The 26,041-nt window shown below is 67.9% G+C and carries 24 protein-coding genes; 8 read left to right on the forward strand and 16 right to left on the reverse strand.

Translation table 11 applies throughout. The annotated features are described in order from the left end of the window. Positions 1-42: 42 nt before the first annotated feature. The 5 genes from JZ792_RS04800 to JZ792_RS04815 all read right to left on the reverse strand — a co-directional run bounded on the left by JZ792_RS04800 (position 43) and on the right by JZ792_RS04815 (position 4,081). Positions 43-633, reverse strand: coding sequence for a TetR/AcrR family transcriptional regulator (locus JZ792_RS04800; RefSeq protein WP_216907206.1), 591 nt, complete (start codon positions 631-633; stop codon positions 43-45). A 52-nt stretch (positions 634-685) separates the two neighbouring features. Then, positions 686-1,678: a gamma-glutamylcyclotransferase family protein gene (locus JZ792_RS04805; protein WP_216907208.1), complete on the reverse strand. Its 993-nt coding sequence runs from the start codon at positions 1,676-1,678 to the stop codon at positions 686-688. A 112-nt stretch (positions 1,679-1,790) separates the two neighbouring features. Then, entirely contained in the window at positions 1,791-2,324 is a 534-nt protein-coding gene (locus JZ792_RS41800; protein WP_254189286.1) for a BBE domain-containing protein, read from the reverse strand. Positions 2,325-2,329: 5 nt separating this feature from the next. Beyond that, positions 2,330-3,022, reverse strand: coding sequence for an FAD-binding oxidoreductase (locus JZ792_RS41805; RefSeq protein WP_254189287.1), 693 nt, complete (start codon positions 3,020-3,022; stop codon positions 2,330-2,332). Positions 3,023-3,172: 150 nt separating this feature from the next. Continuing rightward, positions 3,173-4,081 (reverse strand): hydrogen peroxide-inducible genes activator, encoded by a 909-nt coding sequence (locus tag JZ792_RS04815; protein WP_216907210.1) that lies wholly within the window; start codon positions 4,079-4,081, stop codon positions 3,173-3,175. Between the two features lie 116 nt (positions 4,082-4,197). Here JZ792_RS04815 and JZ792_RS04820 point away from each other — a divergent pair, with 116 nt between their 5' ends. The 3 genes from JZ792_RS04820 to JZ792_RS04830 all read left to right on the forward strand — a co-directional run bounded on the left by JZ792_RS04820 (position 4,198) and on the right by JZ792_RS04830 (position 6,415). Next, a complete protein-coding gene (locus JZ792_RS04820; RefSeq protein WP_109527601.1) occupies positions 4,198-4,785 on the forward strand; it encodes a peroxiredoxin in 588 nt (195 codons plus the stop codon). 95 nt (positions 4,786-4,880) lie between these two features. Continuing rightward, positions 4,881-5,420 carry an alkylhydroperoxidase, AhpD family gene (gene ahpD, locus JZ792_RS04825; RefSeq protein WP_216907212.1) on the forward strand — a complete coding sequence of 180 codons (540 nt, stop codon included), beginning with the start codon at positions 4,881-4,883 and terminating at the stop codon, positions 5,418-5,420. Positions 5,421-5,740: 320 nt separating this feature from the next. Next, positions 5,741-6,415 carry a PhzF family phenazine biosynthesis protein gene (locus JZ792_RS04830; RefSeq protein WP_216907337.1) on the forward strand — a complete coding sequence of 225 codons (675 nt, stop codon included), beginning with the start codon at positions 5,741-5,743 and terminating at the stop codon, positions 6,413-6,415. 41 nt (positions 6,416-6,456) lie between these two features. On the opposite strand, the gene JZ792_RS41810 is transcribed toward JZ792_RS04830, so the two are convergent. From JZ792_RS41810 to JZ792_RS04855, 5 genes are all read right to left on the reverse strand, one after another. Further along, positions 6,457-7,134 carry a DUF5134 domain-containing protein gene (locus JZ792_RS41810; RefSeq protein WP_216907214.1) on the reverse strand — a complete coding sequence of 226 codons (678 nt, stop codon included), beginning with the start codon at positions 7,132-7,134 and terminating at the stop codon, positions 6,457-6,459. Positions 7,135-7,412: 278 nt separating this feature from the next. Then, positions 7,413-7,553 (reverse strand): hypothetical protein, encoded by a 141-nt coding sequence (locus JZ792_RS04840; RefSeq protein WP_216907216.1) that lies wholly within the window; start codon positions 7,551-7,553, stop codon positions 7,413-7,415. Positions 7,554-7,694: 141 nt separating this feature from the next. Next, positions 7,695-9,491 carry a vWA domain-containing protein gene (locus tag JZ792_RS41815; protein WP_216907218.1) on the reverse strand — a complete coding sequence of 599 codons (1,797 nt, stop codon included), beginning with the start codon at positions 9,489-9,491 and terminating at the stop codon, positions 7,695-7,697. Between the two features lie 9 nt (positions 9,492-9,500). Continuing rightward, entirely contained in the window at positions 9,501-10,559 is a 1,059-nt protein-coding gene (locus JZ792_RS04850) for an AAA family ATPase (RefSeq protein ID WP_216907220.1), read from the reverse strand. Positions 10,560-10,622: 63 nt separating this feature from the next. After that, complete coding sequence (locus JZ792_RS04855) at positions 10,623-12,284, reverse strand: acyl-CoA synthetase (protein WP_216907222.1); 1,662 nt, start codon at positions 12,282-12,284, stop codon at positions 10,623-10,625. 77 nt (positions 12,285-12,361) lie between these two features. Here JZ792_RS04855 and JZ792_RS04860 point away from each other — a divergent pair, with 77 nt between their 5' ends. Then, the gene (locus JZ792_RS04860) at positions 12,362-12,841 is read left to right on the forward strand and encodes a GNAT family N-acetyltransferase (protein ID WP_254189288.1); all 480 of its coding nucleotides are present in this window, start codon (positions 12,362-12,364) and stop codon (positions 12,839-12,841) included. A 6-nt stretch (positions 12,842-12,847) separates the two neighbouring features. Here the strand turns inward: JZ792_RS04860 and JZ792_RS04865 are convergent, their stop codons facing one another. Both JZ792_RS04865 and JZ792_RS04870 read right to left on the reverse strand, forming a co-directional pair. Next, positions 12,848-14,071 (reverse strand): aminotransferase family protein, encoded by a 1,224-nt coding sequence (locus JZ792_RS04865; RefSeq protein ID WP_216907224.1) that lies wholly within the window; start codon positions 14,069-14,071, stop codon positions 12,848-12,850. A gap of 79 nt (positions 14,072-14,150) precedes the next feature. Further along, the gene (locus JZ792_RS04870) at positions 14,151-14,786 is read right to left on the reverse strand and encodes a Pr6Pr family membrane protein (protein WP_216907226.1); all 636 of its coding nucleotides are present in this window, start codon (positions 14,784-14,786) and stop codon (positions 14,151-14,153) included. A gap of 182 nt (positions 14,787-14,968) precedes the next feature. On the opposite strand from JZ792_RS04870, the gene hrpA reads away from it, so the two are divergent. Continuing rightward, a complete protein-coding gene (gene hrpA / locus JZ792_RS04875) occupies positions 14,969-19,075 on the forward strand; it encodes an ATP-dependent RNA helicase HrpA (RefSeq protein ID WP_216907228.1) in 4,107 nt (1,368 codons plus the stop codon). Between the two features lie 39 nt (positions 19,076-19,114). On the opposite strand, the gene nrdR is transcribed toward hrpA, so the two are convergent. From nrdR to JZ792_RS04890, 3 genes are all read right to left on the reverse strand, one after another. Then, positions 19,115-19,585 carry a transcriptional regulator NrdR gene (nrdR, locus tag JZ792_RS04880; protein WP_109527593.1) on the reverse strand — a complete coding sequence of 157 codons (471 nt, stop codon included), beginning with the start codon at positions 19,583-19,585 and terminating at the stop codon, positions 19,115-19,117. 190 nt (positions 19,586-19,775) lie between these two features. Further along, entirely contained in the window at positions 19,776-21,029 is a 1,254-nt protein-coding gene (locus JZ792_RS04885; RefSeq protein WP_216907230.1) for a hypothetical protein, read from the reverse strand. Between the two features lie 137 nt (positions 21,030-21,166). Next, positions 21,167-21,628, reverse strand: coding sequence for a hypothetical protein (locus JZ792_RS04890; RefSeq protein WP_216907232.1), 462 nt, complete (start codon positions 21,626-21,628; stop codon positions 21,167-21,169). A 202-nt stretch (positions 21,629-21,830) separates the two neighbouring features. Between JZ792_RS04890 and lexA the strand changes: the two genes are divergently transcribed. The 3 genes from lexA (at position 21,831) to JZ792_RS04905 (ending at position 24,800) form a co-directional block, all read left to right on the forward strand. Continuing rightward, entirely contained in the window at positions 21,831-22,562 is a 732-nt protein-coding gene (gene lexA, locus JZ792_RS04895; protein WP_254189289.1) for a transcriptional repressor LexA, read from the forward strand. A 292-nt stretch (positions 22,563-22,854) separates the two neighbouring features. Beyond that, a complete protein-coding gene (locus tag JZ792_RS04900) occupies positions 22,855-24,033 on the forward strand; it encodes a lipase family protein (protein ID WP_216907236.1) in 1,179 nt (392 codons plus the stop codon). 137 nt (positions 24,034-24,170) lie between these two features. Continuing rightward, positions 24,171-24,800: a histone deacetylase gene (locus JZ792_RS04905; protein WP_216907238.1), complete on the forward strand. Its 630-nt coding sequence runs from the start codon at positions 24,171-24,173 to the stop codon at positions 24,798-24,800. Positions 24,801-24,863: 63 nt separating this feature from the next. Here JZ792_RS04905 and JZ792_RS04910 read toward each other — a convergent pair whose 3' ends face one another. Continuing rightward, positions 24,864-26,009 carry an acyl-CoA dehydrogenase family protein gene (locus JZ792_RS04910; protein WP_216907240.1) on the reverse strand — a complete coding sequence of 382 codons (1,146 nt, stop codon included), beginning with the start codon at positions 26,007-26,009 and terminating at the stop codon, positions 24,864-24,866. Positions 26,010-26,041 lie beyond the last annotated feature (32 nt).

A 26,041-nucleotide genomic window follows, 5' to 3' on the forward strand; every position in this document is an offset into this window, starting at 1 on the left:
TGGAATAGATACGCGTCGACGACGCGAGCCTCAGACCGCGATTCAGGGAAGAAAATAGTCGTCGAGCAGTCGCCTCAGACAGTTGCGCAACGGGCGGATCGAACGCTCGATCTTCATACGGATCACCGCGCCCTCCCAGGACTCGACGAGCAGGTCGGCCAGTTCGGCGGCGTCGATATCGTCGCGAACCAACTTCTGTTCCTGCGCCTCCCGCAGCGCGACCGCGACGCCGTCGCGCCAGGCCGTGAACGCCCCGGACAACGATTCCCGCAGCGTCTCACTGCCCTCGAGTTCGCCGCCGAGATTGGCGATCAGGCAGCCGCCCGTGTAGTCGGCGGCCACGAAATCATCGATGAGGCGGTCGAAGAAGACCCGCAGGCCGTCGATCGGATCGGATGCCGGGCCGAGCGCGTCGGCGAGATTGCGCTGGATGCAGAGCGAATAGTGGTCGATGACCGCCTGCGCGAAACTCTCCTTGCTGTCGAAATAGTTGTAGAATGACCCCTTCGGCACCCCGACCGCGTCCAGCACCTGCTTGATCCCGGTGCCGTGGTAGCCGTTCGCCAGGAATCCGGCCGACCCCTCCTCCACCAGCATCTGCCTGGTGTCGTCACTGCGCCGTGGTCTGGCCATGCGATGAATATACGACCGGTCGTCTACTAATGGCAACCCCCGCCTCGACGACCTACGACGCGGTACGCCATCGGCCGCATCGGGTGACGAAGGCCGCGAGGTGAGTGGCGGCGAATTCGGTCGCCTGCCAGTCCTGGGCGGCGACGTCGGCGGTCCAGACGTAGGCCAGCGCCTGCCCGCTCCCGGAACGAACACTGCGCAATTCGTATTCGTCGTCCTCGAAGGCGTCGAGGACTTCCCACTCTCCCGCGTCGAGTCCGGACAGGATCACCCCGCGGGCCACCGCCTCCGGATCGGGAACGAGTCCCGGATACACCCGCCCCGGCAACGCGGCCACCCGCCAGCCGGGAATCTCGGCCGGTTCGGCGGCGGGGCTGCGCCCGATCAGTTCGACCAGAACCTCGGGGAATTGCAGGGTGCCGTACACGAACAGGTCGCCCTCGGCCCGGGACGCACGGGCGGGCAGCACACCCACCCTCGCCGTCGCCGCTCCGCCGTGCCGCGCATCGCCCGACTCCGCCTCTGCATCACCGGTCGGCCGATCACCGGCCCCGCTCGACGCCCGAGAGCTCCGCTCCGCCGTGGCACCTCCACCCCGCACCGTCCGATCACGTGGCGCGGCCGTCTCGCCGACCGGCGGTACGACCGGCCCCGGAACTTCGTGGCCCGACACTGCCGTACCCCCGCCCGTGTCCGCCTCACCGTCACATTCGGCCGCAGCCGCTTGGCGTTTCGCTTCCTCGGCGGCGCGTCCCGAGGCCCCCGCTTCCTGCCTGTTCCACTTGAGCAGCAACCAGCCGCACCATCCGACGACCGCCACACCGACCGTCATCGCCAGGAATTCGCCGTCGACCACATGCCCGATCACGCCGATTCCGCCGAAGACGACGCCGAGCCAGGCGGCGCGTTTGGGGTGACGGCGGATCAGGTCTCGCACCGAGGTGATCGAATGTCGCACTTCCTCCGGGTGCTTGTGGCACCAGATGACGAAGTAGACGGGCCAGGCGATCGGGAACAACAGGATCAGGATGATGCGCGCAAACATGTTCTGTGCCTCCGTGCCACCGCTCAGCTGTCGGTCCGGTGACACGGCCCCCGGACGCCCATAGCCAGTGTCCTCCACTCGGGCGATCGATGCGAGGTCAATGGGCGAACGGTTAACTGGACCCTTGCCCGGAACTTTCGGGCAACGCTCGCCCTCGGTCGGCCGGAACGATATTCGCGTTGTGGTGGAAAACGTTGTCGGGATCGTAGGCGGCTTTTATCGCGGCGAGACGGTCGAGTTTGATTCCGTAGACCGATCGCAACTTCGCGTCGTCGAATTCGGTGAGCCCGTTGACATATCCTCCCGCGAGTCCGGTGTGCGGCTGTAGTGCCGCCCAGAAGTCGCGTACCCATTCCCTTTCCGCGTCAATCCCGGTCGGGTCGGGACTGCCGCCGACGATGAACAACTGGTAGTGCGGCACCCGGGGTCCACCGTAGGCGGTGGCGTCGTCGGCGACCTCGGTATATGCCCCGTCGAGTCGGTAGACCAGCGCCGAGGACATCGGCGACTTCTTACGCGGGATGTGCGCGGCGCAGGCCTCGATCACCTCGTCGGTGAATTCCGCTATGCGCGTGCCCTTTTCGTAGCTGCTGATCCCGAAGGCATTGGCCTCGTCCATCATCTGCTGCAACGCGACGTACGGCATCGGGGTCACCATCTCGAATACCGGGGCCAACCGTGCCCGGAACAGGTCGAGTACCCGGGCGTGCTGTTCGGGCCCGCCGGATCGAGCGTGAACTCGAATTCGGTGACGACGCCGAAATTTCCGCCGCCACCGCGCAGCGCCCACCACAGGTCGGCATGTTCGTCCGCGGCGGCTCGCACGATCCGGCCGTCGGCGAGGACGACCCGCGCGGCAACGAGGTGGTCGATCGTCAGCCCCGAACGGCCCGTCAACCAGCCCATTCCGCCTCCGAGCGTGAGTCCGCCGACGCCGGTGTGGCTGATCAGCCCGGCGGGAATCGCCAGACCGTATTCCTGGGTCGCGCGGTCCACGTCGGCGAGCAGCGCTCCGCCCCCGACGCGTGCGCGCCGCGCCTGCGGGTCGACGTGGACGGTGTTCATCTCACGCAGATCGATCATCAGGGCACCGTCGGCGACGGCGGTGCCCGCCGGATTGTGCGCGCCGCCGCGCACCATGACGTCGATACCGCTCGCGCGGGCGAAAGCGAGGACTTCGGCGACGTCGGCGGGCCCCGCGCACCGCGCGATCGCGGCTGGAAGCCGGTCTATCGCGCCGTTCGCCACCGCGCGGGCGTCGTCGTATCCGCTGTCCCGTGGCACCATGAGCGCGCCGTCGAGCCGCGCCCGCAGGGCCTCCAGGTCTACCGAGGTTCGGGTCATCGGACTTCCCTTCCACGAATGAGCATCGACCCACCGAGAGAGACGTCCCGAGCACCGGTCCCCATTATCGTCGGGTCCTCGCGCGGCGGTTCCGAATCGCCGGACCGCGGCGATCTCGGTGGACGGACCGCTGACCCACCGTCGGATCGGTCAGTGCGGACGATTGGCCCGGACGATCGCCGCCAGGTATTCGTAGTCCTCGGCACGCGCGGTGGAGGCGCGGTAGACGAGTCCGATGGTCCGACCGGGGGCCGGTGCCGCGAAATGGGCGGTATCGAGTTCCGCACGCGCGGTTTCGGCGGCGACGGCCATACTCGGGATCAATGTGACGCCCAATCCGCCCGCGACGCATTGCACGACCGTGGACAACGACGCGGCCCTGGTGTCACCGACGCCGCCGGGGCGCGCGTCCACCGACCGGCACAGATCGAGTGCCTGGTCACGCAGACAGTGGCCTTCGTCCAGGAGCAGCAGCGGCAGGGTGTCCAGTATCGCCGGACCGATATCGGTGCGCCCGGCCAGCTCGTGCCCCGGCGGGGTCACCAGGACGAATTCCTCGTCGTAGAGCGGGAGTTCGACCAGTCCGGGAGCCTGTGTCGGCAGCGCGAGCAGCGCGACGTCGAGCACCCCGGTGCGCAGACCGTCCAGCAGCCGCGCGGTCTGATCCTCGATCACCTGCGGATGCAGCTCGGGTAGTCGCTTGCGCAGTTCGGGCAGCAACGACGGAAGGACATACGGGGCGACGGTGGGGATGATGCCCATCCGCAGTGTGCCGCCGAGATCGTCACCGGCCGCCGAAGCGACGAAGCGGTCGGCCGCCTCCAGGGTCGCCATCGCCTTGGGCAGCAACCGCATTCCGGCCGCGGTCACCAGCACCCGGCGGGTGCTGCGCTCGATGAGTTGCAACCCGAGGCCGTTTTCGAGGGCGGCCAATGCCTGCGATAACGTGGGCTGGCTCACGTTGAGCCTGGCTGCGGCGGTGCCGAAATGCCGGTACTCCGCGATCGCCACGAACGCACGCAGCTGTGACAGTGTCGGTTGATAAGTATGATCAGCCACGCCTATCAGTGTAGTGCGACTGATCACCTTTACCTTTCACCGGTCTTTAGGCAAGATCACAATCGAACGCTTCGCATGCTTCGCACACCCACCCATACAAGGACGAGGAGATAGCAATGGCCCTGCTGACCATCGGCGACCAATTCCCGGCGTACAACCTCACCGCAGTCATCGGCGGTGACCTGTCCAAGGTCGACGCTCAGCAGCCCGACGACTACTTCACCCAGATCACCAGCGACGACCACGCGGGCAAGTGGCGGATCGTCTTCTTCTGGCCCAAGGACTTCACCTTCGTGTGCCCGACCGAGATCGCCGCGTTCGGCAAGCTGAACGAGGAATTCGCCGATCGTGACGCGCAGGTGCTCGGCGCCTCGGTGGACAACGAGTTCGTGCACTTCCAGTGGCGTGCCCAGCACGAGGACCTGAAGACCCTGCCCTTCCCGATCCTTTCCGACCTCAAGCGTGAACTGGCTTCCGCCACCGGCGTTCTCAACGCCGACGGTGTCGCCGATCGCGCGACCTTCATCGTCGACCCGAACAACGAGATCCAGTTCGTCTCGCTGACCGCGGGTTCGGTGGGCCGCAATGTCGACGAGGTGCTGCGCGTGCTCGACGCCCTGCAGTCCGACGAGCTGTGCGCCTGCAACTGGAAGAAGGGCGACCCGACCATCAACGCGGGCGAGTTGCTCTCCGCGAGCGTCTGAGTCGCACGCGATCAGCGTTCCCGAAATATCCGGCACGTGAACGAAATCCGCCACAAGTTGCCCGCACGCGCGGGGATGATCCGAGGAAATGTCGAATGAGCATCGAGAACCTGAAGAACTCCCTCCCCGAGTACGCCAAGGACCTCAAGCTCAATCTGTCATCGATCGCACGCACCACCGTGTTGAACGAGCAGCAGCTGTGGGGCACCCTGCTCGCTTCGGCGGCCGCGACCCGGTCGGCGACGACGCTGCGTGAGATCGCCGAGGAAGCCGCCGACACCCTGTCGGAAGAGGCCTACAACGGCGCGCTCGGCGCGGCCTCGATCATGGGCATGAACAATGTGTTCTACCGGGGCAAGGCGTTCCTCGACGGACGGTACGACGATCTGCGTGCCGGTCTGCGGATGAACATCATCGGCAACCCGGGCGTCGACAAGGCCGATTTCGAGCTGTGGTCGTTCGCGGTCTCCTCGATCAACGGGTGCGCGCACTGCCTGGAAGCGCACGAGAAGACCCTGCGCGACGCCGGTGTGTCGCGCGAGGTGATCTTCGAATCGCTGCGGGTGGCGGCGATCGTCGCCGGAGTCGGCCAGGCGGTGCAGTCCACCGAGACACTCGCCGCCGCGCAGGTCTGACAGCCGGGGTTTCCCGAGTTCGGCCCCGTCCCTCGAAGGGACGGGGCCGAAGTCGTCTCCGAGGCCCCGGATCGTGCTCGGGAAAATGTGGGGTACGTCGCTCGATCGCGGATCGGCCGAACTCTCGCGGCGACGCACCGGTTCGATTCGCAACCATTCGGCTATCGGAAAGATCACAGGTCTTCCCCGATGCGTGGATGACCGTGTGCTTTGCGGCAAACACCGGATGTGGATACTCGACATCGGCCGCACGCGCTTTCGAGGGCCGGCGAACGGTCGGTAGGCTCACCGATATGGGCACACAAGGTGAACCGGAGGCCATGGGAACGCGGCTCGAGGTAGTGCGCGTGTTCACCGACGCGGCCGGACGGCTGGGCAACGAACTCGGAATCGCGAGGGCGGGTGATGTCGTGGCCGCCGACCCGCAGCTGCTGGCGGCACGCGCCGGATACAGCGAAACCGTCGTCGTCGCCGATCCCGTGGACGAGATCGCTCGGGTGCGTATCTACACACCCGCGGTCGAACTCCCCTTCGCCGGACATCCCACGGTCGGCACCGCGTGGTGGTTCGCCGAGCAGGGCGTCCCGGTGCGCGTGCTGGAGGTTCCGGCGGGACCGGTGAGCGTCGAACTGACCGACGGACTCACCTGGATCAAGGCGCGCGGCGAGTGGGCTCCCGATTTCACGTTCCACCAGCTCGACAGCGTCGAGGAACTCCTCGCCCTGCGCCCGGACGATTTCACCGGCGGACCGCACTACCTGTGGACCTGGACCGACGAACACCGTGCCGCCCTGCGCTCGCGCATGTTCGCACCGACCATGGGTATCGCCGAGGACGAGGCGACCGGCGCCGCCGCCGTGGCCCTCACCGCCCTGTTGCGCAAGGGCCTCAACATCACCCAGGGCAAGGGCAGCCAGATCTTCACCCAATGGGATTCCGACGGCTGGGTCCACCTCGGCGGCCGGGTGACAGCCGACTCGGTCATCGACCTGTAGGACCGATTTCGCGTACCGCCCACTGAATCGGGAGACCGAACTCAGCTCAGTGCCGCGGCGACGAGCATGTATGCCGTGCCGAGATCCATCACCACATGCGGGATCGCCGCGGAGGGCGGGGTGGTTTCCCCGGGACCGGTCGCGTGTCCGAAGTGGTGACGGCCGGTGTGCGGGGCGGCGATCACGGCGACCGCGTCGGTGCAGAAGAGTGTGGCGAGCGCGAGGGCCGGGAGCGGGGCGGGACCGGAGCCGGAATGGCCTGACATGGCGTAAAGCATTGCTACTGCGGCGATTACGTGATAGCCGAGGGCCAGGATCCGGTGCGTCGTGATCGCGGGGGTGCCGGCGCGCCACTGGAGGAGACGGGTCGCCAGCAGTGCGGTGAAGACCACCGTGGCGGCGACGAGGACACCGTGGAGCGCGTGCGGATTCGCGCCGCGCGGGAAGACCAGCATGGTCAGCATCACCAGGCACATGACGAGATGCGCGGCATCGGATTCGTGGTGAACCGCACCGATGCCCGACTCGACCGAGATGTCGTGCGGCCACGCGTGGTCACCGCTGTCGGCTCCGCGCGGCACGGGTGCGGACAGAGTCGGTCCCTCGCTCTCGCGCACGCCCGACGGGGCGGTCATCCGCGCGGTCACCATCGCCGCGGCGACGAGGAACGCCGTGGCCACCACCCACCGCAACGCCGCGTACTCCTGCACGAACTGCACAGCACCCCACCGCCTTTCGTCACGACGATCGCGGCCACCGGTTCCCATGCTCGCATCCGGTCCGATCTCGCGGACAAGAATCGCGAGCCCGCCCGGCGACACACCGACGCGACTCGGACACACCGACGAGAACGTGAAAACGATGACGCGTGGACCGAGTCCGAATGGCACGGCTGCGGGCTCACCGCGAAACGATCACCGCCGAACACCCACGCGGGATGCCCGTTTCGGCGCCGAACGCCTGTGCGCCGAGCCATCGCCCCCGGCCGACCCCACCGCTATCCGGCCGACGACCGATCTCGCCGCCGCCGTTGCGACCACTCCGCCAGCACCCGCGACCCCGGCGGAGTGATCGCCGCCGCGACCAGCGCCTCCACCAGGAGATACGACAGCGCCACCACGGCCGATACCGCCAGCACTCGAACAACAGGACCGCGCCTGTTCCCACCGAACACGATCGTCCCCCTTCATCGGCTCGCCACGCAGCATAACGGTCCCGCGCCACCGTGGCACGTGAAACAGCTTCCCGCACTGCCAATTCGGCTCGCGGTACGCGCGGCTCAGCGGACCCGGAACACCGGCCCGCGCGGACGGAACGGCAGGCTCGCACCGGCGGGCACCAGGAACGCGTGCTCGCGGCGAACGCGCAGGGCCTCGCACTGCCCGTCGGTGATGACGAGGATCGGTCCGTCGGCCGGGAAGTCCTCGGCGCGTTCGAGCATCCGGATGCCGGGTTGCAGCACCGTGCCACCTCGGCCGCGAACCCGCACCCCGCGCGCGATCTCCTCGACCGGCAGATAGCCCGCGTCGTAGGCCGCCGCGTCGCAGTAGACGACACGGGCGCGCGGCACGTCGCGGGCCGTGGCGTAGGACGCGATGGCGCCCAGTGCCTTACCGAGCAGTGTCACGTCCATCGATCCCGAAGTGTCGAGGACGACGCCGAAGGTGGGCAGGCGCACGTTCTCCTCGGGGCGCGTCCACGCCGGTCGCGGAATATCGGGCGTCGATGCCTGCCGCCGCGACGCCCGGGCATAGCTGCGGCGCTTGTCCACCGTCGGCACGTGTTCGTCGAACCAGTGAGCCAGCTGGGCGTCCCACGGCAGCGGTGGTTGGTCCAGCGCCCTGATCGCCTGTTCCAAGGCGGCGGGTACGGTTCCGCGACCGCCGCCGAGGTGGTAGGCCAGTCCGGTGACCAGCGCGTTGCGGTAGTACTCGTCCAGATCGACGTACCGGCCCGGCGTCCCCGGACGCGGCAGCGGTTCACCCAGGACGTCGCCGAGCCCGCGACCGCGCAGGGTGGCGAGTTTGCGCTGCCTGCGCAGATCCGTCGCGATCCGGTCGTAGACCTCCTCGGCCGAACAGCCTTTCAGGTCGGGGTCGTGGAGCAGACCTTCCGGCATCTGCCCGACGTCCATCTCGACCAGCCAGCCGTTGACCACGTAGTCACAGGCGATATTGAACAGATGAGGATCGCGCGCGCCGGTCCGTTCACCGTGACGCAGCGCGGCGTGCAGCATTTCGTGGGCGAGGACGAATCGCCATTGTTCGTCGTTCAGGCCCGCCAGCGGGTTGATGTAGATCTCCCCCGCTTCCGCGTTCACGGCGGCGATCGAAATATCCCACGTCCGGGCGAGGTCCACGTCGGCGACCACGGTCATTCCGGCCGCGAGCGCGCCGAGCAGCGGGTAGGAGGAGACGAACCAGCCGAGCGCGGCGTCCCACGGCCGTTTCGGACGCAGTCCGTGCTCGGTGTGCTCACCTCCCGCGGTGGCCAGCGCGTCGCGGGCCGCCGCGGCCAGTCCGGCGGCGAAATGGCGGGGATGGTCGAAGCGTTGCGCCGCCTCGGCGTCGACGATGAGGAAATCGGGCGGGTCGTCGCGGCGACAGCCCTCCGGCACCGTGGTCTCCCGCCAGCGCGCGGCGGTCTCGTGCTCGTCGGAAATTCCAGGGGGAAGCGGGAATTCGAGCGGACGACGCCCGATCTTCATCGTCACCAGGTACTGGTCGACGACCGCGCAGCAGGCCGCGCGATACGCGGGGTGCGGTTGCCGCTGATGCTGATGCCTGTCCGCCTGCTCGATATTTCCGGCCCGCGTCGTGCGTGGATCCAGGTGACCGAATCCGGCGTGCAGCAGACAGTGCGCGAAAACCCAGGCCCATTCCGATGCCTCGGCCCGGTGACGGGGGTGGTAGTAGATCACCTCACCGCTGATGTAGGCCCGGATGTCACTCGGCGCACCGGCATCGAGCGGACGGGACGCGCACCGCAGATGACGGAAAGCCGTGTGCGATCGTGCTTCTCGCCAGCCGTGATCGATCGCCTCCGACCACGGATCGACCTTCGCCTTCTTCCGCACGCCCGGCCCCTAGCGCCGTGCGGCCAGGCGCGGCAGGTCGCGGCTGACCTCGATGAGGAACCAGGTGGGCAGCGCGGGCGCGCCGTCGTCGTCCGCAGCGATCACCAGTTGCGCGCATTCGACCGAGATCTCGGCGAGTTCGATCAGCATCGCCTTGACCCGGATCACGAAGCGGCCCAGTGACGGCGAGAGGTGTTCGCGCGCGCCGGGAAGATCCTTGACCAGCCGGGCCCGGAATGTCTCCGACAGGAAGTACAGCAGGTCGCGATCACCGGGATCGCGCGGCCAGCCCAGATCGCCCTTCAGCACGGCTTCGAGGTCGTGGGCGTGGCGCAGGGTCTTGACGTAGGCGCGAAAGGCCGAGGCGTGGCCCGCGGTCAGGATTCCCGCTGTCAGCACGTGCAGAACCGTGTCGTCGATATCGTCACCGCAGGAGTGCATGGCGTCGGAGAGCATGTGCCAGCCGCGCGGGGTCGAGAACGGCGCCTCGGTCTTGGGCGGCGGCGACCACAGATGATCGGGGCGTTGGACGAGGTAGCGCACGATCCACGGGTGGATATCGTTGAGCGCGGCCCATTTCAGCCAATCGTCCACGTCGGCGCGAAGATGCAGGTGCACCATGCGGTTGACCAGCGCCGAGGCCATCGGTCGCGCCAGCGCGTTGTCCGTGGCACGGTTGCCCGCCCCGATGACCACCGATCCCGCGGGCAGTTCGTAGTTGCCGATCCTGCGATCGAGGATGAGCGAGTAGAACGATTTCTGCACTTCCGGCGAAGCCGCGTTCAGTTCGTCCAGGAACAGGCAGTACGGCTCGGGCCGTGCGATCGACTCCGGCGGCGCGAACCGGCTGCGATCACCGACGATCTGCGGAACACCGATCAGATCCTCCGGTGCGAGCTGGGTGCCGAGCAGGGTCACACATTCGAGCCCCAAGGATTCGGCGAAGGTCCGCACCAGCGAACTCTTGCCGATTCCCGGTGCGCCCCAGAGGAATACCGGTCGGACCACGGCGACGTGCAGCAGTAGCTCCGGCAACTGATCCGGGCTGACCGCGACGGTCGCCTCCATACCTCTTCCCCCTCACGATGGCGCAGGTGTCGAAGATACCGACAGCCGTCGTGGTGGGGCCATTCATTTTTCGCCGACCGAGCCCGCGCAGCCGAGTCCGCGCAGCACTCGCACGAGGACCTTGCCGGTGGGGGTGCGCGGCAGTTCGTCGACGAAGACCACGTCGCGGGGCACCTTGAAGCGGGCCAGACGGGTTCTCACGTGGTCACGCACATCCTCGGCGGTCAGGGTATGCCCGGAGCGAACCACGACCACGGCGCGCAGCCGCTGACCGTGCCGATCGTCGTCGACGCCGAACACGGCGGCCTCGACCACCGCCGGATGGGCGGCCAGCAACTCCTCGACCTCGGCGGGGAAGACGTTCTCGCCGCCGGAGATGATCATGTCGTCGTCGCGGCCATCGATGAAAAGCCTTCCGGCGCTGTCGAAATGCCCGACGTCACCGGTCGACATCAGACCGTCGACCCGCGCCTTGGCACCACCGCCGGTGTAGCCGTCGAACTGGTAGTTGTTGCCGACGAAGATACGTCCGGTACGCCCGTTCGGCAGTTCGCGGTCGTCGTCGCCGAGGATCCGCACCGTGGCGCTCGGCACCACGGTGCCCACGCAGCCCGGTTCGACCGCGAGATCGGCGGGGGTCGCGATGGTCGCGTAGGCCACTTCGGTGGAGCCGTAGACGTTGTAGATCACCGGCCCGAATTCCTCGGTGGCCCGTACGCACAGATCCGCCCCGAGTGGCGAGCCCGCGACGAAGACGACGCGTAGTCGGGAGAAATCCTGTGCCGCGCGCGATTTCGGCCCGAGGTCGACCATCCGCCGCAGCATCACCGGCACCACGATCAGCGCGGTCGCGCGGCGCCGACGCAGACTGTCGAGCACGGCCTGGGGATCGAAGCGGCGGCGGATCACCAGCGTGGATCCGAAACCCAGTGCCAGCGTCGCGTGCGCGAATCCGAGGGTGTGGAACAACGGGGCCGGACATTCGACGACGCCCCTGGCGCGCAACGGCACCCGGGCCAGGATCGCGCCGAGCGGGGCCAGCGAGGTGGGCTCGGCGCGGCGGGCCCCCTTCGGTGTTCCGGTGGTGCCGCTGGTGAGCAGCACGATCGCCGCCGCGGTCGTGGGTTTGCGCGGCGGGGTCCGCGCACCGGAGGCGATGAGGTTGTCGATGGTGTCGACAGCGGGGGTATCGACCCAGGCGCGGTAGCTGCCGCGCACGGCCGTGTACCCGGCGAGGCGACCGGCGTATTCCTCGTCGTACACCAGCAGATCCGCGCCTTCGCGCGCCAGCACCTCGCGCAGCGCGGAACCGGCGAAATCGGTGTTCAACAGGATGATCCTCGCGCCACATTTGGCGGCGGCGAAGACCGCGTAGTGGAAGCCGCGATGGTTGCGGACCAGGATCGCCACGCCCTCGCCGTCGCGCAGGCCGCGCACCCGCCAGGCATTCGCGAGCGCGGTGCTGCGGTCGTCGAGTTCACGGAACGTGACGGGCCCGCGTTCGTCCAGGATCGCGACCCGGTCGCGGTAGCGCAGCGCCGCCACCGCGGTGAGCCCGCCGAGCATGCCCGAGCGCAGCACCGCGACCCCCATGCGGGCGAGGCGGTCGGGGCGCTCCGGCGTGACGAGCCCGGCACGCACGGCCAATCCGGCGTAATAGGTTTCGTCGGCGGCACGGCGCAACGCACCGACGGCCGCCGATCCGATGCTGTCGGTGATTCGCATGTTCCGGTCCCTCACTGTCAGCGTCCATGCTGACACGCCGACTCGCCGCGCCCCGCCCGACCGACCATCATGGAGCGATGTCCAGCGACGCCGAGCACCGATTGCGGATCACCGTCGACGACCTGACCGGCCCCGAGATCGCCGCACTGCTCGGCGCGCATCTCGCGGAGATGCACGTGCACTCCCCCGACGACAGCAGTCACGCGCTCGATATCGCGGCGCTACGCGATCCCGCCGTCACGTTCTGGAGCGTGTGGGACCGGCGCGAACTGGTCGGCTGCGGCGCGCTGAAGGAACTCGATCCCGAACACGGTGAGATCAAATCCATGCGCACCGTCGCGACCCACGCCGGGCGCGGGATCGCGACGACACTGCTCACCCACATCGTCGAGGTCGCCCGTACCCGCGGCTACCGCAGGCTCAGCCTGGAAACCGGCGCGGCGGAGTTCTATCTGCGCGCGATCGATCTCTATCGGCGTCACGGATTCGCCCGCTGCCCGCCGTTCGGCGAATACGAGCCGAGCCCGCACAGCGTCTTCATGACGCGGACGCTCTGAGCGGCGCTACCCCAGCGCCCGGGCGAATCCCTGGACCAGTGCGCCGATCTGGTCATCGGTCATTACGAACGACGGGGAGATCTGCAACGCGCCCTGCCCGGTGGCGCGCCCGGAGATACCTTGGGCGCGAAGCGTTTTCACGAACGGCAGCGCTTCGGTCGGGTCGGCGAGCTGCACGGCGGCCACCGCGCCGATTCCGCTGCGCACCTCGGCGACGCGTGGGTGATCGGCCAGCGGCGCGAACTGTTCGTGCAGCGACGACTCGATCCGAGCCGCCTCGTCCAGCAGGTTCTCGCGCTCCATGATGGCGAGGGTGGCAAGTCCCGCCGCCGCCGCGCCCGCGTGGCCGCCGTAGGTGTAGCCGTGACGCCACCAGACGCCGCCCGCGAAGAAGGGTTCCGCGATACGCGGCGCGATGAAAACCGCGCCCATCGGCATATAGCCCGAGGTCAGCCCTTTGGCGGTGGTCATGATGTCGGGTTCGAGCCCGAACCGCGACGACGCGAACCAGGCCCCGCCGATGCGGCCGAATCCGGTCACCACCTCGTCGGCGACGAAGAGGATGTCGTGATCGCGGCAGATCCGGCGCACCTCGGGCAGGTAGCCGTCCGGCGGCAGGTAGACCCCGCCCGCGCCGATGATCGGCTCGCAGAAGAACGCGGCGATCCGTTCCGCGCCGACATCCTCGATCAGGGCAAGCAGGTCCTTGGCGTCGTCCCATTCGACGGTGCGCGCGTCGGCCATGAGTTCGCCGTACCCCTCGCGGTTGACCGGAATACCGGCCAGCGCGGTCCCGGCGACGTGCATGCCGTGGTAGGCGCGCTTGCGACCGACCACGATCGTCTTGTCCGGCCTCCCCACCTCGTGCCAGTACCGGCGGGCCAGTTTGGCCGCGGTGTCCACCGAATCCGAGCCACCGGAGGTGAAGAAGATCTTGCTGCCGGGCACCGGCGCGATCTCCGACAGTTTCCGGGCCAATTCCTGGGTGACCGGTTCGGTGATGTCACCGAAATTCGAGTAGTGCGCGATCTCGCGGAGTTGGGCGGCCACCGCGTCGGCGACCTCGCCGCGGCCGTGGCCGATATTGGTGAACCAGAGCCCGGCGGTCGCGTCCAGGTAGCGAGTGCCCGCCGTGTCGTAGATGTAGGCGCCCTCCCCGCGCGCCACGACGAACGTCCCGTCTCGTTCGACGGCACCCATATCGGCGAATCCATGCCACAACGCGTTCATGCCAACCACCTATACCTCATCATTCGTTCGGGTCGTCGCCCGCGCGGGTCGCGCACACCGTGACCCGCCGCTCGCTCGATCATCCGGCAGGGGCCGGATGGCGCCAACGGGTGGCCAGCGCACCGACGGAGACCACGGCGAGGGCGAGCAGCGCGAAAACACCGGTCAGGACGACCAGACCGATGATCAACGACACATAACCCTGGTGCCGTGGGTCGAGGAAGGGATAGGGATACCAGTCGACGACGGGTCCGCGCACGAGCGTGTAGACGCCGTAGACGAAGGGGTAGATCAGCCACGCGCCGATCAGCCTGGCGCTGATCCCGAGCGCGACCGGCACGAGGACCCAGTCGAGCACCATGACGATCGGCATGATCCGGTGCAGTATGTCGTTGATCCAGCGGTCGGTGAGCGCCACGTCCACGTCGGCCAGCAGTACGGCGTAGACGACCCCGGTGATGACCAGGTATAGGGTGGCCGCGCCGCGCACGAGCTGCCACCGATGACCGGCCGGGTCGCGCAGGCCACCGACCAGCAACACGATCATCGCGATCACATTGGACTGGATGGTGAAATAGCTGAAGAAGTTCGCGATGGAGAAGGTCTCGACATCGCTGTTGCGCAGCGGAAGCGATACCAGCGCAACGATGGCCAGCACCGCGAAGGCCACCCGCAGAACCCTGATCCACCACGCCGTTCCCGACCTCGCGTCCATTGCGGAATCGTCGCACATCCGAACCGGTCGGCAGCCGATTTACGACATCGGGCATCCCGGCGGCAACATCGGTCGACAGACGCCAACGCACGACCCGTGGCGGCGGACCGGATCCCGGCGACGGCGATGTGACGGCTCCGGGCTGACGGCGCCCGAACGCGCCCATTACGCTGGAGTACGCGATGACCAGGACAGCTGACAACGGAATACGTGAACTCCGCACCCGCCTGGCGAACCTCTCCCTCCGCGACGAATACCGGCTGAAGCGACGGCTGGACCGGGCCCGCGGGAAGGACGCCGACTCGGCCGACCTCGCCGCCATCACCGCCGAGATCACGGCGGCGGAGCTGCGTGTCGACGCGCGACGCGCGGCGGTTCCGGCGATCCGTTTTCCGGAACAGTTGCCGGTCACCCAGCGTCGCGAGGACATCGCCGCGGCGATCGCCGCGCACCAGGTGGTGATCGTGGCGGGCGAGACCGGGTCGGGTAAGACCACCCAGATACCCAAGATCTGCCTCGAACTCGGCCGGGGTATCCGAGGCACCATCGGCCACACCCAGCCGCGCAGGCTCGCCGCCCGCACGGTCGCCGAACGGATCGCCGAGGAACTGGGGACCGAACTCGGCGACGTGGTCGGCTACACGGTCCGCTTCACCGATCAGGCCTCCGACCGCACCCTGGTCAAATTGATGACCGACGGCATCCTGCTCGCCGAGATCCAGCGCGATCGGATGCTGCGCCGCTACGACACGATCATCATCGACGAGGCGCACGAACGCAGCCTCAATATCGATTTCCTGCTCGGCTACCTCGCGCAGCTGCTGCCCCGCCGTCCCGATCTCAAGGTGATCATCACCTCAGCCACCATCGACCCGGAACTGTTCGCGCGCCATTTCGCCGACGAGAACGGTGTGCCCGCGCCGATCGTCGAGGTGTCGGGTCGTTCCTATCCGGTGGAGATCCGGTACCGGCCGCTGTCGCTGGAGCTACCCGTGCTCACCGACAACGACGAGGAGGAGGACACCCGCGTCATCGACCGCGATCCGGTCGACGCCATCGGCGACGCGGTGCGCGAACTGTTCGCCGAGGGCGACGGCGACGTGCTCGTGTTCCTCTCCGGTGAACGCGAGATCCGCGATACCGCCGACGCCCTGCGCGATCTGAAACTTCCGCGCACCGAGATCGTGCCGCTCTACGCGCGGTTGTCGGCCGCCGAACAGCACCGGGTGTTCCAACCGCATACCGGCCGACGCGTCGTGCTGGCGACCAATGTGGCCGAGACCTCGCTGACCGTGCCCGGCATCCGCTACGTGGTCGACCCCGGCACCGCGCGCATCTCCCGCTACTCCATGCGCACCAAGGTGCAGCGGCTGCCCATCGAGGAGGTGTCGCAGGCGTCGGCACGGCAACGCTCGGGCCGCTGCGGCCGCGTCGCCGACGGCATCGCCATCCGGCTGTATTCCGAACAGGATTTCGACGCCAGGCCCGCGTTCACCGAACCGGAGATCCTGCGCACCAATCTCGCGGCCGTCATCTTGCAGATGACCGCGCTCGGACTCGGGGATATCGAGAAGTTCCCGTTCGTGGAGGCGCCGGACAAGCGGGCGATCCGCGACGGCGTCGCGCTGCTGGAAGAACTCGGCGCGCTGGCGCGGCGACCCGACGGGAAACGTCGCGGCCCTGCCACACCGGACGGCGACGGACAGAGCGACGCGGCCGCACCGGAGGGTCGAGCCGACTCGGACGCCGCCCTGTCGCTGACCCCGATCGGGCGGGAGATGGCACAGATCCCCGTCGACCCACGGATGGCGCGGATGCTGGTCGAAGCGCACCGCAACGGCTGCCTGGCCGACGTGCTGATCATCGTCGCCGCCCTGTCGATCCAGGATGTGCGCGAACGTCCGGCCGAACATCAGCAGGCCGCCGACACCAAACATCAGCGTTTCGTCGTGGAGGGTTCGGATTTCCTCGCCTACGCGCGACTGTGGACCTACCTGAACGAACAGCGGACATCGTTGTCGTCCAGTCAGTTCCGTCGTATGTGCCGCGACGAGTTCCTGCACTACCTGCGGATTCGCGAATGGCAGGATCTGCACGGGCAATTGCGCACGATCACCCGCGGCCTCGGTTGGTCGACGGCGGGCGCACCGGGCGGTACACCTTCCGGCGAGGACGGAGCCGGGCGCGGAAACCACGGTGAACAGCCGGGCCGACGCGCGAGATCCGACGACATGCCATGGGATTCCACCGCGATCCATCAGTCGCTGCTGGCGGGCATGCTGTCCCATATCGGTGTCAGGGAAGCGGAATCGCGCGAATTCCTCGGTGCGCGCGGAGCCAAGTTCCTGATCTTCCCCGGCTCGTCGCTGGCGAAGAAGCCACCGCGCTGGGTCATGGCCGCCGAACTGGTCGAGACCTCGCGGCTGTGGGGGCGGATGGCGGCCAGGGTGGAACCGGAATGGGCCGAGCGCCTCGCCGGGGATCTGGTCAAACGGGTCTACTCCGAACCGCACTGGTCCAGCAAGCGCGGCGCGGCCCGCGCCTACGAACGCGTCACCCTCTACGGTGTGCCGCTGGTGACCGGGCGGCCGGTCGACTACGGGCGTATCGACCCGGAGCTGTCGCGGGAACTGTTCCTGCGACACGCGTTGGTCCAGGGCGAATGGCAGACCAACCACGAGTTCTTCCACCGCAATCGGGAACTGCTCGACGACGTCGCGGATCTGGAGCATCGGGCCCGCCGTCGTGACATCCTGGTCGACGACGAGGTGCTGTTCGAGTTCTACGATCGGCGCGTCCCGGCCGATATCGTGTCGGTGCGCCATTTCGACAGCTGGTGGCGCAACGCGAAACGCAAAGATCCCGCGCTGCTGGACTTCTCGAAATCCACCGTGGTCAACGACACCGCGGCCGGACTCGATCCCACCGATTTCCCCGACGCGTGGCGTCAGGGCGAATTGAGTTTCCCGCTGACCTACCAGTTCGAACCGGGCCGCGACGACGACGGTGTCACCGTGCGCATCCCGGTCGAACAGCTCGCGCACGTGCGCCCGGTCGGCTTCGACTGGCTGGTGCCGGGGATGCGCGAAGAACTCGCGGCCGCCTTCATCAAGACGTTGCCGAAATCTCTGCGCCGCAGTGTCGTTCCCGCACCGGATTTCGCCTCCGCGGCCCTGGCCGCGCTGACGCCGCGCGCCGAACCGCTGCGCACCGGCCTGGCCCGTGAACTGTCACGCCTGGGCTCGGTCACCATCGCACCGGCCGATCTCGACGCCGCGGCGCTGCCGGACCACCTGCGGATGACCTTCGCCGCGCTCGACACCGACGGCAAGGTACTCGGCAAGGGCAAAAGCCTCGCCGCGCTCAAAACGCAGTTGGCCGCACAGGTTTCCGCGTCGGTGGCCCGCGCCACGGCGGGCGCCGAACGCGCGCCCGCGGCGGTCTGGACCTCGGAATCACTCGGCACCGTCGCACCGACCGTGCGTCGCGAGGTCGCGGGCCAGACGGTCACGGGTTATCCGGCGCTGGTCGCCGAGGGCGAGGGCGTCGCGGTCCGCGTGCTCAGCTCACCCGCCGAGCAGGCCGCCGCCATGCGCACCGGTACCCGCGCCCTGGTGCTGGCCGCGCTGCCAACCTCGGTGCGCGCGGTCACCGCGAGCCTGCCGCCGCGAGAGCGGCTCGCGCTGAGCCGCAATCCGTACGGCGGTATCGACGACCTGGTCGAGGATTGCCGTGCCGCCGCCGCCGACGAGCTGATCGTCGCGGCCGGTGGGCCGGTGCGCAGCCCGGAACGATTCGAGGCCATGATCGCGACGATCCGCCCGGATTTCACCGCCGCGGTGGCGCGGATCGTGCGCCTGGTCGTCCCCGTTCTGGCCGAGGCGCACCGGGTCGACGCGGCGCTGGCCGAGACCGCCGAGCGCGATATCGCCGAAGATGTCCGTCACCAGCTCGATGATCTGGTGTTCCGGGGCTTCGTCGCCGAATGGGGCAGCGCACGCCTGACGGAGCTACCCCGCTACCTGCGCGCGGCGGTCACCCGTTTGGAAGCCCTTCCCGCTTCGGCGACCCGCGACCGGCAGGGCATCGCCGAAGTCGACCGGGCGCTGGCGGCCTACGATCGGCTGCTCGCGGCCCTGCCGGAAAATCGTCGCCACGCCCCCGATATCGGTGAGATCTGGTGGATGATCGAGGAATTCCGGGTGAGCCTGTTCGCCCAGAAACTCGGTACGCCCTACCCGATCTCGGCCAAACGTATCGAGAAGGCGATCTCCGCCGTCCGACGATGACGGCGACCGCCGCCGGTACGTGCCCGGCGGCGGATCCGCTCAATCGGCGCTGACCGTCGCCGCGGCGCGCGCGGCCCGCATATGTTGTATCTCGCGTTCGAAATCCTCGGCCGAGGTGAAGGAACGGTAGACCGAGGCGAAGCGCAGGTAGGCCACTTCGTCGAGATCGCGCAGCGGACCGAGGATGGCGAGTCCGACCTCGTGACTGGGCACCTCGGGCGAACCCTTCGCCCGCACGGCGTCCTCGACCTGCTGGGCCAGCAGGTTCAGGGCATCGTCGTCGACTTCGCGGCCCTGGCACGCGCGCCGCACACCGCGGATCACCTTCTCGCGGCTGAACGGTTCGGTGACGCCGCTGCGTTTGACCACGGACAGGATCGCGGTCTCGACCGTGGTGAAACGTCGTGCACAGTTCGGACAGGATCGTCGACGGCGGATGGCCGCGCCTTCCTCGGCCTCGCGCGAGTCGACAACCCGGGAGTCAGGGTGTCGGCAGTACGGGCAATGCATCCGAGAGATCCTTCGTCGATGCGCGCGCCCGCGTCCGAACCTGTGTCCGATCGGAGCGACCGGTCCGGCGAGCACGTATACGGGGGCGTGAGCCCCTTACGAGGTATATCCCCGTTGACGCTTGGTATACCTCCATAGCAATTCGAGAATACTCGGTCACCACCGGGTCTTTCGCAACGAGGCGCGCACGTCACCCGGCCAGTTGCCACTGCTGGGTCATATCCGCGATCAGGTCGGGCAGTCGCGGCACGAGCCTGCCCCGGGCGAGTTTGTCCCAGAAAGACTCGCCGAGCACGGTCGCCGCGAGTGCCGGGTCGGATTCCATGTCGATATGGCGGGGTACCAGATCACCCATGATGTAGGCCCAGCGGGCGTCACGGTCGGCCCAGTTGAATTCGGGCAGCGGGGTGCGCAGGGCCAGCATCCGCCCGCCGACCTCGGCCCGGACGGTCGCGGGCGCGAAGACCCCGGGTGCGCGGACGCCCGGTACCGCCGGTTTGCCCGCCACGGTGCTGAGGTAGGTCAGCACCCTGCCCATCCCCCCGCGGCCCGCGGTGGTCTCGTCCCACTGATCGGCCACGATGTGGTTCTGTTCGCGATCGGTCATCCGCAGCAGCGCGTCCACGTACCCCGCCGTGGTGCCCGTTGTCAGAGACCGCCATCCGGCCCGGATATCGGCGTCGATCACACCCGCCGCGTACATCTCGTCGATTCCCGCCATACCCAGGGCCGCGTAGGCCTCGTGCATCGGGACCAGGTCGAGGAAGATGTGGCGCTGCATGATCATCAGCCGGGTCCGGTACCAGTCGAGATCCTCGACGGTCAGGCGCGGGCCCTCGGTCGCGAACAACCGGATGTCGGACGGTAGTCCCGCCACCAGTTCGGGCGGTACGCCTGCCAGCAGATCGGCCACCGTGCTGCCGAGTCGATGGATACCCGGCAGGTCGAGCACGGTCCCGACATCGCCGATGTCGAAGAACCCCGAGGCGAACGACCCGCCCGCGATACCGGCGAGGCCAGCCCAGTAGAACTCCGGATGCCGCGTCGCCAATCGCAGGTAGTTGACGTACACCAGGTTGAAGGTGTGCTCGTTGGTGTGCACACCGCGCGACGGATCCCACGCGGCGAGATCGATCCCGGCGTTGCGGGCCGCGACCACGAGCCAATACTGGTGCAGCAGTGTGCCGTAGCGGTGCGGCGCGACGCCCGCGGACCGCGCGTCGTCCAATGCCTCGCGCAGTGTCGATTCCACCAGCGGCAGTACGGGATTCAGTCCACCGCCCGTGGATCCGTCATCGTCGACGGCCGCGATGTCGAGGTATTCGACGGAGGCGGGAGCCGCGTGCGCGGCGGGAATCATGCTCGGCCCCAACAGCAGACAGGCGAGCAACCCGGCGATCCGGGCGGTGGCGCGGACGGTGCGTCCGACGGGGTGTGGCGTCATTGCGAAGGAATCCCGTATCGATCGAGGCTGATGCCGTCTGAGTCACGTCGCCGCCACGGTAGCAACGTGTTCTAGTTATCGATCGAGAAATTCGGCCAGACCGGCGAGCGAACCGACACGTCGGGCCCGCATCGGCGTCAACGCGGGGGCAGATCCCACGTGGCGGTCTGCGGTTCGACCACGCCCGGCGTCGGCGCGGGCGTCTCTCCCTGGAATGTGCCCGCCCGCCAGTGCGCGAGCCCGATCAGCGCGATGACGACCAGCGCGCTCAGCAGCGCCGCGATCGCGAGCGTCGCGAAACCCAGTTCCGCCCTGGCGACCCTGGCCTCCATCGGATACACACCGTGCGGAGCCGAGGTGGGTGCCATACGCGCCGAGCCGCGGCGATACAGCTCCACCGCGCCGCCGGGACGACTGCCGCGCGGCCGGCGATCCGACGAGGTCCGCGCCACCGCCTCGAGCGCCCGCACCCCGCCTCGACGTCGGTGCCGCCTCGGCGACGGAAGGGAATCGAAGGCCTGGTCGGGGCCGTCGACGACGTCGTCGATCGGAGCCGGAACGGTGGTGTTCGCAGTGGGATCGCTGATCGCGGTGCGCATCGGACAAACCTCCGTGAGGGGTGCTGTGTTGTCGCTCGAAGGGAGTCGCTATTCGATCATGTGTTCGAAGAACTTGTGTTCGATTTCTACCACGGTCCACCGACAATGTCAGCAGCAACACCGGACATACGTCGAACAGATGTTTGATACATCGGCCTGACCGGACTAAATTCAGTGAGCGACATCATCAACAGGAAGGCGGTTGCCGGTGAGCCACACAGACGACACGGGTGACGAGGGCGGAGCCGGGGCCCACCCGTCCCGGACCGGGGTAGATCTCACCGTGCGTCAGCGCAAGGTACTGGAGGTCATCCGCACCTCGGTGAGCGAGCGCGGCTACCCGCCGAGCATCAGGGAGATCGGCGACGCCGTCGGCCTCACCTCCACCTCCTCGGTCGCCCATCAATTGCGAGCCCTCGAACGTAAGGGCTATCTGCGGCGCGATCCGAATCGTCCACGCGCGGTGGACGTACGCGGGCTGGACGAGGCGGTGCGCTCGGTGACGACCCTGCCCGGCGCGGCGGTCGAGGACAGCGACACCCCGGACGCGAACCACCCGATCCCGACCTACGTGCCGGTCCTGGGCCGGATCGCCGCCGGTGGCCCGATTCTGGCCGAGCAGGCGGTGGAGGACGTCTTCCCACTGCCACGCGAACTGGTCGGCGACGGTTCACTGTTCCTGCTGAAGGTCGTCGGTCAATCGATGGTGGACGCCGCCATCTGCGACGGCGACTGGGTGGTGGTGCGCCAGCAGAACGTCGCGGACAACGGGGATATCGTGGCCGCGATGATCGACGGTGACGCCACCGTGAAAACGTTCAAACGCACCGGCAACGACGTGTGGCTGATGCCGCACAACCCGCTGTTCGAACCGATTCCCGGTAACGACGCACGTATTCTCGGCAAGGTCGTCACGGTGATCCGCAAGATCTGAGCACGAGGATCCGAAAGCGGGGCGGCGACTCACAGTCGCTGCCCCGCTTCGTTTTTCCGTCGGCGCGGATTCATGTGAAGGCACACGACGTCACGATCACCCAACCGTCACGGCCCATTTGTTGTGATCTTTCACGCATGCAGGAAGTGTTACGCACCAATGTGATTCGACTAACCTCAGACTCCGGATGATGCCTGCAACGTGGCATCCGGCGTCGGGGCCGGCGGTATCACCGCTGCTCGCGCAGACGCCGCATTCCCCTGGAACAAAAGGAATCACACCCTTGTCTCGGATGCTGACCAGGATCCTGGCGGTCCTGATCACCCTGTTCTCGGCGGGTTCGCTGATGACGACCGCTACCGCCGATCCGCTCTACCCCTCGCCCGACCCCGATCCGTTCTTCACCGCTCCCGGCGATCTCGCCGCCAAGGCGCCCGGCGACGTCGTGCGCACCCGACGTATCGATTCCGGACCCTACGTCGGCACCGACGCCTGGCAGGTGGCCTTCCGCTCGACCAATTCCAGCGGTGACGCCATCATGGCCGCCACCACGGTGCTGCTGCCGATCGGCGTGAAGAATCCCCCGCTGGTGTCCTACCAGGCGCTGATCAATTCGCTCGGCACCAAATGCAATCCGTCGCGCTCGCTGTTCAACGGCGAACTCCAGGACGCGGTCGGCGCGATGTTGCCGATCGGCCGGGGCTGGGCGGTATCCCTGCCGGACTACCTCGGTCCGAACGTCGCCTACGGTGCGGCGAAGTTGAGCGGCATGGTGACCCTGGACGGCGTGCGAGCCGTGCAGCGCGCCACCGAGATCGGGCTGTCCACCTCGCCCGTCGCGATCGCGGGCTACTCCGGCGGCGGTATGGCCTCCGCCTGGGCGGGAGCCCTCCAGCCGACCTACGCGCCCGAACTGAAACTCGCCGCGGTCGTCGCGGGCGGCATCCCGGCCGACCTCGAACAGATGGCACTCGGACTCGGCTTCGCGCCGCATCCCGGTTTCGGCCTGGCCTTCGCCGCGGCGATGGGCCTCGAGCGGGAATACCCGAACCGACTGCCGGTCTCGGAGCAGTTGAACAACACGGGGCTGTGGTTCCGCGATATCACCCACGACGAATGCCGTCGCTTCCTGCTGTTCCACGGCGCGTTGCGCAGCGCGGATCAACTCGCGGCGTCCAAGAGCCTGATGGACAGTCCCGCGGCCAAGGAAGTACTGCGCGAGAACAGCCTTCGCTACCACGACGGCGTGCCGACGGCCCCGATGCTCATCTGGCAGGGCATCTACGACGAACTCACCCCGTTCGATTCGGTCAAGGAGGTCGCCGACCGGTACTGCCGCGCCGGTGCCCCGCTGACGTTCACCCCCTACGACATCGCCGAGCACATGACGACGGCGGTGGCGGGGTTCGCCGACGCGTGGAACTACGTCGAAGCCCGGTTCCGCAACGATCCGGTCCCCGTGCGGTGCTGACCCGCACCGGGAGTCGACAGCGCCGATAGACCGACAGCAGAAGGGCGAGCGTGTACCGCGCTCGCCCTTCTGCTCTCCGAACGCCGCGGGCACGGCCGCGACATCGCCGTGGCGTCCGCACGCGGCACAATGGCCGGGTGACCGATCTCGTGTGGTACGCGGCGTACGGATCCAATCTGCACCGCAGCCGTTTCGCGTGCTATCTCTCGGGCGGCACACCGGTCGGCGGCGCGATCGACCTGCCCGGGTGTCGCGATCACACCGCCCCGCGCCGCTCGGCGCCGCTGCTGCTGCCCGGACTGCTGTACTTCGCCACCGAATCGCTGACCTGGACCGGCGGCCGGGCCTTCTACGCTCCCGACGCACCCGGCGAGACAGCGGCGGGCGCGTATCTGATCGGCGTCGGACAGTTCTCCGATATCGTCGCCCAGGAGATGTACCGCCCGCCCGGCATCGATCTCGACCTCACCGAGGTCGTCGAGTCAGGGCGCACCGCCCTCGGCCCCGGACGCTACGAAACCCTCGTCCGCACCGGCACTCTCGACGGCCACCCCGTGCTGACCTGCACCGCCCCGTGGCGGCACACCGATATTCCCGGCAACCCGCCCGCCCCCGCGTACCTGCGTCATCTCGCCGCCGGACTGGCCGAATCCCACGGCTGGGCGCTACCCGAGATCGCCGAATACCTGGCGACCCGGCCGGGAGCCGATCTGAGGTGGACGCCCGATTCCGTTGCCGCCGTGCTCGTTCCGGACAGCGACGCCTGATCCGTGCGCGCCCCGGCCCGTCGCGGAGGCCCGCGTCCGGGCCGGGCGCGAAAAGTCTTGCGATCAGGACAGTTTCAGCGACCGCCCGATGATCTCCTTCATGATCTCGGTGGTTCCGCCGTAGATCGTCTGGATCCTGGCGTCCATGTACGCCTTGGCGATCGGGTATTCCTTCATGTATCCGTATCCGCCGTGCAGTTGCAGGCAGCGGTTGATCAGGTCGAGCTGTTCCTCGGTGCTCCACCATTTCGCCTTGGCGGCGTCCTCGGCGGAGAGTTTGCCCGCGTTGAGATCCTCGATGAAGCGATCGACCATGATGCGGACCGCGGTCGTCTTGGTGGCGAGTTCGGCCAGCACGAAACGGGTGTTCTGCAGTGCGCCGATGGGTTTGCCGAAGGCCTTGCGATCACGGACGTACTGGATGGTCGTGTCCAGGCAGCCCTCCATCGCGCCCGCGGCCATGACCGCGATCGACAGACGTTCCTGCGGCAGGTTCTGCATGAGGTGGATGAAGCCCATGCCCTCGGTGCCGAGCAGGTTCTTCCCGGGGACGCGCACGTCGGCGAAACTGAGTTCGGCGGTGTCCTGGGCCTTGAGGCCGAGTTTGTCGAGGTTGCGGCCGCGTTCGAAACCCGCCATCCCGCGTTCGACGACGAACAGGCTGAAACCCATCGCGCCCTTGTCCGGGTCCGTCTGGGCGACCACGATGACGATATCGGCGTTGATGCCGTTGGTGATGAAGGTCTTGGCGCCGTTGATGATCCAGTCGTCGCCGTCGCGGACCGCGCGGGTCTTGATGCCCTGGAGATCGGAGCCGGTGCCGGGTTCGGTCATGGCGATGGCGGTGATGATCTCGCCGGAACAGAATCCGGGCAGCCAGCGCTGCTTCTGCTCGTCGTTGGTCAGATCGACCAGGTACGGAGCGATCACATCGTTGTGCAGCGTGAAGCCGAGCCCGGAGAACTGGCCCCGGGTGACTTCCTCGGTCAGCACGGCGTTGTAGCGGAAGTCGACTACGCCACCGCCGCCGCACTCCTCCGGAACGGCCATGCCGAGGAAGCCCTGCTTACCCGCCTCCAGCCACACATCCCGGTCGACGATGCCCGCTTCTTCCCACTTCGCGTGGTTCGGCGCGACGTGCTGATCGAGAAACTTGCGGAACGACTCGCGGAACAAGTCGTGTTCGGGTTCGAACAGTGTGCGCTCCACACCAACCTCCTAGTGACCACACCGGCCGGTCC

The organism is Nocardia noduli (genome assembly GCF_019038455.1).
In the GTDB taxonomy this organism is placed as follows: Bacteria; Actinomycetota; Actinomycetes; order Mycobacteriales; family Mycobacteriaceae; genus Nocardia; species Nocardia noduli.

Excerpts from the sequence above, each read along its gene's own strand:
- JZ792_RS04800 (WP_216907206.1), bottom strand. The coding sequence starts at position 633 with ATGGCCAGACCACGGCGCAGTGACGACACCAGGCAGATGCTGGTGGAG.
- JZ792_RS04805 (WP_216907208.1), bottom strand. The coding sequence starts at position 1,678 with ATGTTTGCGCGCATCATCCTGATCCTGTTGTTCCCGATCGCCTGGCCC.
- JZ792_RS41800 (WP_254189286.1), bottom strand. The coding sequence starts at position 2,324 with ATGCCGTACGTCGCGTTGCAGCAGATGATGGACGAGGCCAATGCCTTC.
- JZ792_RS41805 (WP_254189287.1), bottom strand. The coding sequence starts at position 3,022 with ATGACCCGAACCTCGGTAGACCTGGAGGCCCTGCGGGCGCGGCTCGAC.
- JZ792_RS04820 (WP_109527601.1), top strand. The coding sequence starts at position 4,198 with ATGGCCCTGCTGACCATCGGCGACCAATTCCCGGCGTACAACCTCACC.
- ahpD (WP_216907212.1), top strand. The coding sequence starts at position 4,881 with ATGAGCATCGAGAACCTGAAGAACTCCCTCCCCGAGTACGCCAAGGAC.
- JZ792_RS04830 (WP_216907337.1), top strand. The coding sequence starts at position 5,741 with ATGGGAACGCGGCTCGAGGTAGTGCGCGTGTTCACCGACGCGGCCGGA.
- JZ792_RS04850 (WP_216907220.1), bottom strand. The coding sequence starts at position 10,559 with ATGGAGGCGACCGTCGCGGTCAGCCCGGATCAGTTGCCGGAGCTACTG.
- JZ792_RS04855 (WP_216907222.1), bottom strand. The coding sequence starts at position 12,284 with ATGCGAATCACCGACAGCATCGGATCGGCGGCCGTCGGTGCGTTGCGC.
- JZ792_RS04860 (WP_254189288.1), top strand. The coding sequence starts at position 12,362 with ATGTCCAGCGACGCCGAGCACCGATTGCGGATCACCGTCGACGACCTG.
- JZ792_RS04865 (WP_216907224.1), bottom strand. The coding sequence starts at position 14,071 with ATGAACGCGTTGTGGCATGGATTCGCCGATATGGGTGCCGTCGAACGA.
- JZ792_RS04870 (WP_216907226.1), bottom strand. The coding sequence starts at position 14,786 with ATGGACGCGAGGTCGGGAACGGCGTGGTGGATCAGGGTTCTGCGGGTG.
- hrpA (WP_216907228.1), top strand. The coding sequence starts at position 14,969 with ATGACCAGGACAGCTGACAACGGAATACGTGAACTCCGCACCCGCCTG.
- nrdR (WP_109527593.1), bottom strand. The coding sequence starts at position 19,585 with ATGCATTGCCCGTACTGCCGACACCCTGACTCCCGGGTTGTCGACTCG.
- JZ792_RS04885 (WP_216907230.1), bottom strand. The coding sequence starts at position 21,029 with ATGACGCCACACCCCGTCGGACGCACCGTCCGCGCCACCGCCCGGATC.
- JZ792_RS04890 (WP_216907232.1), bottom strand. The coding sequence starts at position 21,628 with ATGCGCACCGCGATCAGCGATCCCACTGCGAACACCACCGTTCCGGCT.
- JZ792_RS04900 (WP_216907236.1), top strand. The coding sequence starts at position 22,855 with ATGCTGACCAGGATCCTGGCGGTCCTGATCACCCTGTTCTCGGCGGGT.